This window comes from Photobacterium rosenbergii, from assembly GCF_003026455.1.
In the GTDB taxonomy this organism is placed as follows: Bacteria; Pseudomonadota; Gammaproteobacteria; order Enterobacterales; family Vibrionaceae; genus Photobacterium; species Photobacterium rosenbergii.
Genome location: NZ_PYMB01000003.1, coordinates 15,557 through 28,476, shown reverse-complemented (window position 1 = coordinate 28,476; position 12,920 = coordinate 15,557). Strand labels below are relative to the sequence as shown.

The window sequence follows — 12,920 nt, the reverse complement described above, 5'->3', positions numbered from 1 at the left end:
AAAAATTGAGCGATTGATTACTTTAAAAGCAAAAGCACATTAATACATTCACCGGATAAATTACTAGTACACTTGGTTACAAGTTCATACGTAAATTCAGCCGTTGAACTGCCACCTATAAGCTCCTTTATATTCAATAACCTGCGCTAATTTAAGCAATCGTTACACACAATCGTTTGCTTGGCGGTCAATAACCGAAGTTTTATGTCTCCGTTTTGTAATTGCTCCTCTGTTTTAACTCGTATATAGTGCGCAAGCCTTACAGTAATAAGGCTTTTCTCTGTGGTTGAATAGTATTCACAGCATTCATCCATCAACAGATAATTATAAATAGGTTATCCCATGAAGTTTACTAAGCCTCTTATCGCGCTTTCTGTCGCAACGGCGCTAGCTGGTTGTGCTCAGTCTACAGTTGAAACAGGTGACTCTTTTACCCTTACTGTCGCCCACATCAACGACACGCATTCCAATTTCGATCCTGTTAAGTCCAGTTTCTGGGCGCGAAACAAGCTAGTTTACAACGAGTTCGGTGGCTTCCCTCGTTTGCAAACGATGGCTGATGAGTATAAGAAAGCGGCTGAAGATAATGACCAGAGCTTCTTGTTCCTTCACGGTGGTGACGCATGGCAAGGCAGCGCATACTTCAAACTCAATGAAGGCGCAATGAATGCTGAACTACTGAGCCGCTTAGGCATTGATGCCATGGCACTGGGTAACCACGAGTTTGACCTGAACAACGCAAAACTTAACCAGTTCATTGGCGACATCAACTTCCCTGTTCTAGCTGCTAACATTGACGCTAGCCAAGATGCCGACCTGAAAGACCAAACCAACCTCAAGCCTTACGTTGTTTACGCTTTCGACGGCAACCAGAAAACAGAAGTTACTGACCTAGATAACCTTCCTGCAGGCAAAGATATTGTTGCTGTCTTCGGTATCGCACTAGACGACATGCCAAACATCGCGCCTAATACCGGTGACGTAATTTTCCATGACATGGTGGAATCTTCGCAGGCAACTGTTGATATGTTCCATGCCAAAGGCATCAATAACATCATCGCGGTTACCCACATCGGTAACGCAATCGATGTAGACGTTGCATCACAGGTTAATGGTATCGACCTAATCGTAGGCGGTCACTCACACACCCTACTGGGCGACTTCACCAACCTAGGCCACGATAATGGCGGCGAATACGCACAAATGGTTCAGAACCCTGACGGTCAGAGCCAGACATGTGTTGTTCAAGCCGGTGAATACGCGCAAGCTATCGGTCAGTTAGATGTTACCTTCGACGCCAACGGTAAAGTGACTAACTGTGCCGGCCTTAACGTATTGCTAAGTAACGACGAGTATTTCCACTCGCCGCTACGTGAAGCCGGTAGCGAATTCAGTGCTGATGAGACCGCCAACGTTGTGAGCTTCATCGAAGGGGAAGACAACATCACCATTACCGAAGAAGAAGCGGTAATGCGTCAGATCATCGACACCAAGTACAAACCAGCGGTTAACGAAGCTTACGGCAAGGTAATCGCTCAGGTTCCTGAAGAAATCAACCACGAACGTCGTCCGGGTGACGGCGGTACAGATGCACACGGTTCTGATGTAGCCCCTATCCTGGCAGCAGGCCAGTACTACTGGGCTAACTCACCAGAAGTTGTTGCTGTCACTGGTATGAAAGTTGACTTCTCGCTGATCGGTGCTGGCGGTATCCGTACCAACATTGAAGCGGGTGAATACCGTGAAGGTAACATTTCACTAGAACTACTACCGTTCTCTAACTTCATGTCTGTCGTACCTGTAAAAGGTAAAGACATCAAAGAGCTGATCGACGGTACAGTTTCTGCGACCCTTCCTGAAGGTTCTCACGCAGGTAAATTCCCATACGGTGGCCACATCCGTTACCAGTACACAGAAACGACGCCTTACCAAAGCGGTAAGCTAGATTACGTTGAAGTGATGACTGGCACTGCTGAAGCACCGGTTTGGACACCAATCGAAGACAACAAGACCTACAACGTTGCTATCAACAACTACAACGCAACAGGTAACGATGGTTGGACTCCGCTATTTACAGCCCAGCAGAAATCTTCTGGCCGTGTTGACCTTGCATATGTTGACGGCAAGCTGACAGGCTTCAAAGTGAAGAACATCGTCGAGGCCGATGGTCGTTTCAAGGTGAACTATGAAGGCGCAGCCCCTAACTGTAAGGCTGACAACTTCCGCTGTAACACCGATGCACAAGCTGTTATCGACTACATCGCTGAAAACATGCCAACACTGAAGCCGCTTGACTACAACGTAGTAACGTTTAACCGCGCGAACTAATTTGTATCAACCGCTATGAAAAATACAAAGAGGATGGCATAGGCCATCCTCTTTTTTTATTTATTCTGCCGTAACTTTATTTCCCTCTACGGCTCCTGTCTTGCTAGTTCTACTTCAACACACTCTTTTCTAGCACTTTTGCGTCCACCAGTTTTAATAACACTTCACGAGTTTGCTCTCGCAAAAAATCACGGAGCATTCTTACTGTCGGTGTAATCGACTGGCGGCTCGGGCAGACAAGCCATAGCTCGGTCGGGGTGGGTTTGTAGTCTGGCATCAGGTTAATCACCCGCTCATTGAGAAGATCATCAGCCATATCCAAGCAGGATTTAATTGCAATCCCCTGCCCCGATACACACCAGCGCCTGACCAAATCCCCGTCATTGGAGGAGCGGTTTCCCCTTAGTTTCACTTTGTGGCTCTGTTCACCAACATTGAACCGCCACTCATCCTGAACAATATCGCGAAGCTGGTAGAACAAACCATTGTGTTGTTTCAGATCCTCTAGCGAGTTAGGAGTCCCATTGGATTCAAGGTAGGAAGCTGACGCACACATCAAACGAGGCACATTACAAATTTTGAAACCATACATACTGGCATCATTGGGAGAGCCGTACCGCAAGGCCATATCAACCGAGTCACGATAAAAGTCGATATTGCTATCACTGATATTACTGCGCAAGGCGACATTAGGGTGATTGGCCAGAAACGCATCCAGCCATGGGGTCACCACATTCCTACCAAGATCTGACGACAGGGAGATCCTAATTTCACCATCTATATCATCAAGATCTTCACGTACATTTAGCTTTGCACTTTCAAGCATTTGCAAGGCTTGTTCGCACTGGGGTAAATAGCGCTCTCCAGCAGGAGAGATCCTAAGTTGCCTGGTAGTACGAACAAACAACTCAACGCCGAGTGAGGCTTCAACTCGTTTGACTGCTGCACTGGCCGTTGCCACCCGCATATCTAAACTGGTCGCTGCCGCAGTAATACTGCGAAACTCCGCCACCTTCAACACCACTTCAAGATCTTGGATGAGCATATACGTGCCTTCAATAAACTTATTATCAAATCTCTTTTGATAATATATCAATTTCAACGCCGTTTTTAAGTTAAGTGACAAGGCTTATGATGACAACCAATTAATTCCTTACCGACCGGATAATCAAGATGCCGTCTATTCAGTTTCAACAAGGGCCAATTCGTCCACCATCAGAAGCCGATAGTTTATTGATCAGAACAACCCAAGGTTGCCCTTGGAACAAATGTCGTTTTTGCACCCTGTTTGACGGAATGGATTTTTCCATCCGCCCTGTCGAAGACATCAAACGAGATATCTGGGCGGCGAAAGCCTTTTATAAGGGCCGGAAATTCGATACTTGCTTTCTACAAGACGGTGACTCGTTCGCCATGGATACGCAGGATTTACTGGATGTATTGAATACACTTAAACAAGCATTTCCTGAGTTAAAACAAATCAGCTCTTATGGCCGAGCCCAAACTATGACGAAAAAGTCACCGGAAGAGATGAAAGCCATCTGCGACGCTGGCCTCAACATGCTTTACTGCGGCATGGAGTCTGGTTCGATTGATGTTTTGCAGAAGATGAAGAAAGGCATCACGCCTAAGTCTATCCTCAAGTCAGCGGAATACGCCAAACAGGCAGGCATGAAGATGATGACATTTATCATTCTTGGCTTGGGTGGCAAAGAGCTTTCAGATCAGCATGTGAATGAAACAGCTGCCCTACTCAATCAGATTGACCCCGATGAAATCCGTATTCTGTCGCTGGCCGTTAAGCCCGGAACAGAACTCGATAGTATGGTGGAAGATGGTAATTTCACTCCTCTGACAGAGCTTGAAATGGTCGAGGAGCAAAGAAAGCTGATTAGCCTTCTAGAAAGCGTTAATGGTAACTATGGCAACTACCATTCCATCAACTTACTTATGGAGCTAAATGGTAAATTGCCTGAAGATAAGCCTCAGTTTCTTGCGACTATCGATCGTTATTTGGCATTACAACCAGAGCAACAACAGAACTTCATTCTCGGTCGCAGAGTTCACTATTACAGCCAGTTGGACGATATGAGCAACCAGCTTTACTTTGATACAGTACAAAGAGAATTAAACAAAATTGAGCAATCTGGTACTGCGAATATTGACGATATCTTTTATCAGTTGCGCCAGCGCATGATTTAACTTCATTGAATTAACCCACAGGAACTGACCATGATTGAAATAAACAACTGGCATATTCGCAATGACAACCCAGTGAACTGGCGTATTGAAGACCAAGAATTGCTTGTCCAAGTCTCTGAAGGAAACATCTGGGGCGCTGGCTCATCGGAGGTGGACAATATGTTTATCCATCCGTTAAAGCCAGATAGCGTTAAAGAGAAAGGGAATTTCAGTGCACAGGTTGCTATTAACCTAACCCCTAAACGGACTTACGAACAAGCAGGGCTGGGCATTATTTGGGATACCGACAACTACATAAAGATCAGCAAAGAGATGTTCAATGGCAGGCTGTCGCTAGTGTTTGTTATCGAGAAAGACGGTTACCCTTCAGTACAGCAGCTTATCGATTACTCAAAAGATGATGTGGTTGTCAAAATCGAAAAGCGTGATAGCTTGATAACCGCTTCCTATGCCGAGTCTGTCAATGGTAAATGGACAGTGGTTGGTACCGCTGACGCCCTTGATGACGAAGAAGAAGGTCTGATGCTATACACCTTCGGAGGATCAAAAATGGCCCCGTCGACAGCAAAATTTTCAAAGTTTGTGTTGGCCTCAAACTAAAAGCCATTTCGATAAGTAGCAAGCAGCCGAAGACAAACCTAGAGGCGTTTTTCAGCCTCTAGCCTCTGCTATTGATGCAAGCTACACTATGCTGCATCAGAGCCGTAATGATTAATGCAGAAATGAACAAACCCACTTCACTTTGGCAACGCTTTAAATCCGCCGCCGCTGATGTCCTTGATTTCCAATCCCGCGTGTGGGTCGTCAATATCCGAAGCAGCACGCTTCAAGATGAATCATTTGTTGTCAGCGAAGATAATTTCAAACAACCCTTACAATGGATGAAGAAAAAACAGTTTGATGCCGATATGCTAGAGAAGGTTGAGGAGATGAAAGTCTCTCAGGTATTAGTCTTTCATATTGAGGGCGTCAGGTATCGGCTACTTCGGGTGAAATAGCCGTTTGCCACTTTATATTTCCTACCAATCAATCCGTTGACCATCACGGAAGAAGCCGCCTGACGGGCCATCTTGATCCATTGTCGCAGCCCATACGATGCCTTTTGCGCCTTCTTCGATAGGACGACCACCTGTGCCACCCATATCAGTGGCTACCCATCCCGGACAAACCGCATTGACCGGAATACCTTCCTGCCCCAACTGGTTTGCCAGCATCAGGGTCAATGCGTTCAAAGCAATCTTTGACATGCTGTAAGCGGGTGTCGAGCCCCCCATATTATGGAGTGCAACCGCCCCGCTACTGACATTGACGATTCTGGCTTTCGGGCTTTGACGCAACAAAGGCAACAGGGCTTGTACCATTCGCCACGCACCAAAAACATTGGTATCCATCGCTTGTTGTACCGTCTCTAAATCTGCATCGACCACATTCTGCCAAGTATCATAATGTATCGCGGCATTGTTGATTAGCACGTCCACGCTTTGTGCTTCACGGTTTACAAAGTGCACGAACCTCCCAACAGTATCAGCATCAGTAATATCGAGTTGCGCTGGGATCAAATTCTTACTACCTAGATCTTCAACGGTCTGCTGCGCGCTTTCTAATTTTCGCGCAGTAACAAAGACTTTATACCCTAGCGAGGCCAGCTGGCGGCTGGTTTCTTTACCTAAACCGCGATTAGCACCGGTAATGATTGCGACTGGTTGTGACATAACCTACCCTCTAAAACTTGTCATGGGTTATTCAATAACTTCAGCATGCAGTTTGGCAATTTTCAGCTGCCCCTGCTGCAGAACCACTCTGAGTTGCTGATGTACCCGCATATCGTATTTGTCGCCATTTTTTGCCGTCGCTTTCCAAACCACATCATAACTGACCTGCCACCCTTCATCCTGATTGCCTGAGATAGACAAGTTTTGAATATCATGGGCATTCCAAGTGATATTATCGGTCACCCCTTTGTACCAGCGCAGGAAGTCATCATAGGACTTTACCGGAAAATCTGGGTAATACATGTCTACTGGCTCTGCGATTTTTTGTAGGAAGAAGCCTGATTCACGTTGATGGTCGAAGCCGGCAAACCACTGGTAGACAAAACTCGCAACATCATTACGGCTCAGCTACTCACGGGCATGACTGTCATAGCTGTCGCTCAATAGGTTCATATCAATCTGCAAACGTTCGAGCAGCCCTGATTCATCAAACGTGAAATATTCTGTCCACTTATGGGCATCAGGGGCAACCGTCTTCTCGCCATCAGGTAATGATTGCTGCAGGGTGCCATACAACTCAACTTTTACCGTGTTGCCACCCACATTGCCTTTTATCTCATAATCAAAGTCATCTTGAGTGCTGTAGATAGCAAACCAATCTTTTATCGATTGAATATGCCCTTCTCTACCCTGATATTCTGTACGGGCATCATCATGGACGATTGTCTTGCTGTCTTTGCTAAACAACGCCATTCGCTGCTCAGCAAAAGCCTCCATCCCTTTTTCTTCAGAATCTGATTTGCCAATGAGTGAGTATTGAGAGAAGAAGGCATTAATTGTGTCTGCGTGTTGCCTATGTGTCTGCGGGTCTTGTGCCGATGCTTGAGTGCTCATCAGGGCAAGCAAAAGAAAGAAAAACGTTCTGATATTCATCGTGCTCATTTCCTATCGGATGTGGGAATTCTTGTCGGTAACGGCTTAATCAAAGATTAAGCCGTTACCGATGAGTTTGATTGAACAAAGCTGCTTGGTGTTTTGAATTTTGTTGCTTGGGTGACAATTTCCCTTAAGCTTTTTGGGTATCTGCCCTTAGTGTTTTGTTGATAGTAAATACCGCCAGTGCCAACAGAGCAGACACACCATAAACCATCGCGACCTGAACCAAATCCGTGCTATCAACCAGTTTAGTGAACAGCGCAGAAACCAATGCACCTACACCAAAAGTGGTTGCGGTATATAGGCCACTAGCGGCACCCGCATTTTCTTTAAAATCAGCAAGGGCGTTAGCAGGGCTGCTACTTAACAAAATGGTACAGCCCACTGCAACAATCACCATAGGCATGATTAATGAATACCATGCGTGAATACCGCTCATGGCAAACATCAAAGCCGCGCCCAACACAATCAAGCTTAGGGATACACCAATGATCGTTTTAATATTCATTAATTGATTGAGTTTCGGGGCAATGAAACTGCCGACCATAAACACAATCGCAATCGCCATAAACATCTGACCAAACAAGATCTGAGACACGCCCAACTTACCCATCAAGTACATAGGAGCAACTGTCAGCAAGTAGATAAAGAGTGTCTGGGCCACCAGTGCAAAAAATAGGTAGGTACGAAAGCGGATATTCCCCAATACCGACAGATAGCGCTTCACAAATCCTTGTTGAGTACCTGCAGAGTTATTGCTCTTTTGTTGGCCACTGTCAGCCGGCAATGTCAGCATAATCCACACAACGCTCACCACGCCCAGCACAGCCATTATGCTAAACAGGGTAAACCAGGCACTGTTTTCGACAATATAGGCACCAATCAAAGGGGCACTAACGGGTACGAACGCCAAGATACCGTTTAAGTAGCTATAGGCTTTGTTTAGCATTGCGCCTTCAAAGCGCATCCGGATCAGTGCAAAAATCGCAGTAAAACAAGCACTACCGCCAAAGCTTTGTAGGGCACGGTAGGCCAGAAATTGCAGGGATTCGTCTTGCTCAATGCCAGAAATCATCCACGAACTTACTGAGAAGATAACCAAACCGATAAGGGCGATTTTCTTTTTACCAAGCGTATCGGCCACCCCCCCCCCAGAATAGCTGGCCTATCCCCCAAAAAAGCATATAAATACTGATTGCCATCGAGGGGACATTTTGGTTATTGAAAAACTCTCCAATCTGATAAACCGCTGGTAGGAAAATATCTAAACCCAATGGTAAGAGGGTGAAAAGAGGTAAACCAGCAAGTAAGGTTAAGCCAACGCCTTGGTTTAAGGGGCGGCTCTGTGTTGTCGCATTCATGTCTGTTTCCTAGCTCTACATCGATGAAAGTTATCTTATTCAAAACGATTATTAACAACTAGACAGACAATACTTAATTAATTATTAGGCTATAGCTAATAGTAAACAAACCATTAGATAGCGGTTATGAGGAAGCTTACTCATTGCTTCTTGCTGCAAACACTAAGGCAATACCGCCCAGAACCAACAAAGTGGCGATTGTGGTGGAAAGAGTGATTTGCTCGCTAAGAACTATCCAGCCACCAATGCTGGCGATTGCCGGCACCGAAAGTTGAACGACAGAAGCTCGCAATATAGAAAGCCTTGGTAAGACAGCATACCAAATCGCATAGCCAATACCTGAAGCAACCGCGCCAGACAGCACCGCTAACACTAAACCACGAGATGAAATAAGCTCAGTTTGAAATGGCATTGGCATAAACATCCCAGCAGTCATGGCAATGCCTCCGCCCAGCAATGAGGCCAATATAAAGCTTATTGACATGGTCAACAGCGAGGGGCGATCACTTTCGCGCTTTCCTAACAGAGTAAACGCAGCCCAGCATATCCCGGCAATTGCCATCAACACGGCTGACCCAATATCGGGCCGGGTGGCATTAGGAATAAGCAAATACCCAAAACCAGCCAGGGACACAACCAGTCCCACCCACTCCCAAAGGCTCATCCTGTTACCGCTGAAAAGATGAAACCCAATCATGCTGAACTGGACCGACGCAAACAAAATTAAAGCCCCCGTGCCCGTCGCCATATTCACATATGAAAATGAAAAGGTCGCAGCATAACCAAATAACATTAGTGCCCCGAGAATATCGGTTTTTCTCCAGTTAAACGGGCTGAAGAATGATTGGGAATGCAGGGCAATAGTCAACACCGCAAGGGTTATTGCCCCTGATACCAATCTCACGAGGGTGAAATTTGCGGCATCAATAGCCCCTTCAGCTAATGCCAAGCGGCACAATATCGAGTTACCCGCAAAAGCCAACATGGCGCTAGAAACATACAAAGCCGTTTTTAATGGAGAAGAGTTCAATTCAAATTCCACCTAATGAGTGTTCGATTAACATCATAGCGGCTCTATAAAGCGGTGAGAATCGAAATGCTAGCGGATAAAAGCAAATGATATATCAATAAGTTATTATAGCTTTTCCAATAGTTCATCCAGACTAATAGCTGGCTGGATGTCAATTTTAGCCTCCAACATAGCAAACAGGGGCTCATTGATTTCAGCCATTGATAGTTGCTCGGTTGCCTCAAAGATAATGGTCCCTGCTCGACAGCCATCATCTAAGTGAAAATATGCCGCTTCAGGGTTTACCTTCTCCACCAAGTTCTTGAAGGCTATTCCCAAGGTGCCATCGGCAACTGCTTCATTCCCTTTCTTGGCCGGAATGGAAAAACGTAACATTAAGCGCATTCTGTGCTCCTTGTTTAATTGTTCACTGTTATAGACACTCCGTATGCAATCAACTTTAGTACAGCCCCAAAGTACAGTCCCAACAAAACAACCGGCACAAGGCCGGTTGTTTTTCTTCAGATCAAGAAACGTTATTTTTTGCCGTTCTTGTGTTTGTATTCCAGGGTAACAATGATTGGATCGTGATCAGACGACGAGTAAATGTTGTCTGATTTTTCCAGATCACCGGTGTACTTACTGCTGTACTCAAACAAATTACTTTCAGCAGCGTTGATGTGCCAAGCCTCAACCGCAGTTACCTTATTCACCAAAGAAGGGCTAGCTAGGGCGTGGTCCAAACTACCTAACTCACCTTCATAGCTGTAGCTATAGTCGGTTTTGTGTTTCAGGTTCACCAGTCCATAGCCCTTTTCGACTAATTGCCCTTCGTTCTCAAACACTTTTCCATCCAGTGTGGTGTAAGACGCCGTGTAGATTTTGCCGCCACGGTCAGCTTCATCGAAGGAGGTAAGCGTAAGGATTGGGTCTTCCATACCATAAGAGTTCAAGTCACCCATCACAAGCACATCGCCTTTGATGTCCTGTACGGCTTCACCGAGAACTTTAGCTGCAGAGACACGGAAGTTATTACAGCTGCCTTGAACGTCTTCATCTTCCCCGAAAATGAAATCGTCTTCCCAACACGTAGAGCCTTTTGACTTAAAGTGATTAACAATCACGGTCAAATCATCTTTAGCACCAGGGATATTGAACTTCTGCATCATCGCATGGCGTTGGTAAGCACTTTTCACACCGCCATCATCAAGTGGCGCATGCTGTTCCGGCATCATGATCTGGCGTGCTTTGTTCTTCGCCTTCACTTTATGGTGACGGTAGATAATGCCGACTGTGATCGCATCGGTACCAAAGTATTCAACACCTTCAAAGCCAGGTTCATCTTTAAACGTCAGATCTGATTTATGCACTTTTACTGCGCGGTAGTGATCTTTCTTATCCGTTTGTTCATCATTTAATGCATTCACCAATGAATCGAGCGCACTGTTCTCATCAAAACCGTTATTTTCAAGCTCCATAAGGGTAACGATGTCAGCATCCATCGCGACGATGGCATTGACGAGCTTGGCCTGCTGAAGAGCAAATTCATCAACCGATGGCGCACCACGGTAGCAATTATCGTTTGGCCCTACCGATGCTTCAGTACACATAGGGTTCGGGTTACCTGATTTCGCGTAAGACGTGAAGTAGTTGAGCACGTTAAAGCCAGCGACCTTCAACCCATTTTCATAAGCAGTCACCGGTTGTTCTGTCCTTTCATTTTCAGGCTCACGCCCCAAGTGACCACTATTGATAGTATTGGTTGTCACAAGGCGGTATTCACCGTAGCTGTAGCCCACCATTGCAGTCAGGCCGTTAAGCTTATCGCCCATACGGAGATAACCATCTACAGGATTGAAGTTATCGAACCAAGGCACTTCACCATCTTTGGCTTTGTAATCTGATTCAACGTAAACACGGCTGATCGCATTTTCGGCAGCCTGCTGCTTGGCAGCTTCTGTCTCTGCGGCATAAAGGTGCGTCGGGTTATAAAGCGGTGTGTTATGGGCCAGCATCAGGTTATTACGGTATGAGGCATAATCGAAACTGAAGTTACGCGTAATCACCAACGGGCTGTCTGCATCAAGCAATACCTGCATACCTTCGTGACGTTCCAAAGCGGTATGAAGATCTTCACCTTCCTTCACTCGGAAAGCTGTCGGCGCTGGAATTGGGTTATCCGTGCTAACTACCTTAAACGCATTGTTGCGAACATCCAATTGGGTATTGCCGTAGTATTCTTTGACTGTTGCCTCAACACAGACTTCTGCTCCCGGCTGAATGTCATTTGGTGCAGTGCCGCCACCCAAGAAAACAAACACCCCATCTGATGTGTTTTCGTTACCATCACCGTAAGGGTCTTGAAGGTAGAAACCTTTGTACAAGCTCTCGCCCCTTGCGGTTACAACACCACGAACAAAGTATTTTTCTGGGCTCTCGAAGCTACCTTCTGGTACTAATGGGCTTCTGTCACCATCGCCCTGAACATCATAGATTGGCACAAGGTTTTCAGTATCACACACGAACGGGTTCGGTGGCGGTGTTGTGCCATCACAGGCTTCAAGGCCGCTACAGCCTAGGCCATCGAAAGTATCCGTTGGAAAAGTTGTCCACTGCGCATCAAGGTCAAATTCATTCTCGACATCCGTCCTTCCAGTCGTCACTGAAGGGTCACGGCGAAGGGTCACATCTTTGGCAAAGTCTTCACGCACACCTAGTTGGCCCAAGCTGTCAATCAACTCTTCACCATCGAACAAGGCAACGACATCGTCACCATTAAAACTCAGGCTGCCTGATGCTTGGTCACCCACCTCTTTGATATCTGATGACGCAGAGCTATGGTGAAGGACATAGCTTTCACCTACCGCCAAATTAACATCGTTCAAACTGATGGTGGTACCAAATGAGTCTGCACCGTTTATTGCCAACTTCACGCTATATTCTGAGAGGTTAATTCCAGATTCAGAAAGGTTGGTCACCTCAATAGCTTTATTATTACTCGTTCCTTCAACATATTCCGTTATTAATAACTGTGCAGAAACAGATGATGACATCAAAGCCAGGGCAATAGCACTGGCTAATGTGTTGATTCGTGTCATGTGTAAACTCCGATATAAATAAAAACCAGAGGCTATCCAGCCTTAGGTTTTCCAACTGATAGTATTATGCTCAGTGAATAATTATTTAATTAATATAATTTCGAATGTAATATCGAGATACCAATTTGAGCGAGACTATTTTTATATATCAGTGTTACAAATATCAATTTGATCTGACACGAAATGCAGTTTTTCTTCAATTCTTGACTCAAGTGCACAAGGTTACATACCAACACAAATACTGCTCGCAACATTTAAATGAAACCATTGATTT

The 12,920-nt window shown here is 45.7% G+C and carries 12 protein-coding genes; 4 read left to right on the top strand and 8 right to left on the bottom strand.

The window, feature by feature from the left end; genetic code table 11:
• Nucleotides 1-342 precede the first annotated feature (342 nt).
• Nucleotides 343-2,328: a bifunctional metallophosphatase/5'-nucleotidase gene (locus tag C9J01_RS09905; RefSeq protein ID WP_107297990.1), complete on the top strand. Its 1,986-nt coding sequence runs from the start codon at nucleotides 343-345 to the stop codon at nucleotides 2,326-2,328.
• Between the two features lie 109 nt (nucleotides 2,329-2,437).
• Here C9J01_RS09905 and C9J01_RS09900 read toward each other — a convergent pair whose 3' ends face one another.
• Entirely contained in the window at nucleotides 2,438-3,373 is a 936-nt protein-coding gene (locus C9J01_RS09900; RefSeq protein ID WP_107297989.1) for a LysR family transcriptional regulator, read from the bottom strand.
• Between the two features lie 128 nt (nucleotides 3,374-3,501).
• Here C9J01_RS09900 and C9J01_RS09895 point away from each other — a divergent pair, with 128 nt between their 5' ends.
• From C9J01_RS09895 to C9J01_RS09885, 3 genes are all read left to right on the top strand, one after another.
• Nucleotides 3,502-4,530 (top strand): radical SAM protein, encoded by a 1,029-nt coding sequence (locus C9J01_RS09895; RefSeq protein WP_107297988.1) that lies wholly within the window; start codon nucleotides 3,502-3,504, stop codon nucleotides 4,528-4,530.
• Nucleotides 4,531-4,560: 30 nt separating this feature from the next.
• Nucleotides 4,561-5,130, top strand: a complete 570-nt coding sequence (locus C9J01_RS09890; RefSeq protein WP_107297987.1) for a DUF1349 domain-containing protein — start codon at nucleotides 4,561-4,563, stop codon at nucleotides 5,128-5,130.
• Between the two features lie 107 nt (nucleotides 5,131-5,237).
• Nucleotides 5,238-5,528 carry a hypothetical protein gene (locus tag C9J01_RS09885; protein WP_419686637.1) on the top strand — a complete coding sequence of 97 codons (291 nt, stop codon included), beginning with the start codon at nucleotides 5,238-5,240 and terminating at the stop codon, nucleotides 5,526-5,528.
• Nucleotides 5,529-5,549: 21 nt separating this feature from the next.
• Here the strand turns inward: C9J01_RS09885 and C9J01_RS09880 are convergent, their stop codons facing one another.
• From C9J01_RS09880 to C9J01_RS09850, 7 genes are all read right to left on the bottom strand, one after another.
• Nucleotides 5,550-6,242, bottom strand: coding sequence for an SDR family NAD(P)-dependent oxidoreductase (locus C9J01_RS09880; protein ID WP_107297986.1), 693 nt, complete (start codon nucleotides 6,240-6,242; stop codon nucleotides 5,550-5,552).
• Nucleotides 6,243-6,269: 27 nt separating this feature from the next.
• Entirely contained in the window at nucleotides 6,270-6,545 is a 276-nt protein-coding gene (locus C9J01_RS29875; protein ID WP_237156933.1) for a hypothetical protein, read from the bottom strand.
• 105 nt (nucleotides 6,546-6,650) lie between these two features.
• Complete coding sequence (locus C9J01_RS29870; RefSeq protein ID WP_237156932.1) at nucleotides 6,651-7,175, bottom strand: hypothetical protein; 525 nt, start codon at nucleotides 7,173-7,175, stop codon at nucleotides 6,651-6,653.
• 133 nt (nucleotides 7,176-7,308) lie between these two features.
• Nucleotides 7,309-8,322, bottom strand: a complete 1,014-nt coding sequence (locus C9J01_RS09870; RefSeq protein WP_107297985.1) for an MFS transporter — start codon at nucleotides 8,320-8,322, stop codon at nucleotides 7,309-7,311.
• 353 nt (nucleotides 8,323-8,675) lie between these two features.
• Nucleotides 8,676-9,581 (bottom strand): DMT family transporter, encoded by a 906-nt coding sequence (locus C9J01_RS09860; protein ID WP_336596069.1) that lies wholly within the window; start codon nucleotides 9,579-9,581, stop codon nucleotides 8,676-8,678.
• Nucleotides 9,582-9,674: 93 nt separating this feature from the next.
• Entirely contained in the window at nucleotides 9,675-9,953 is a 279-nt protein-coding gene (locus C9J01_RS09855; RefSeq protein WP_107297983.1) for a hypothetical protein, read from the bottom strand.
• Between the two features lie 131 nt (nucleotides 9,954-10,084).
• On the bottom strand, nucleotides 10,085-12,646 hold the full coding sequence (locus tag C9J01_RS09850) for an ExeM/NucH family extracellular endonuclease (RefSeq protein WP_107297982.1): 2,562 nt from the start codon (nucleotides 12,644-12,646) through the stop codon (nucleotides 10,085-10,087).
• Nucleotides 12,647-12,920 lie beyond the last annotated feature (274 nt).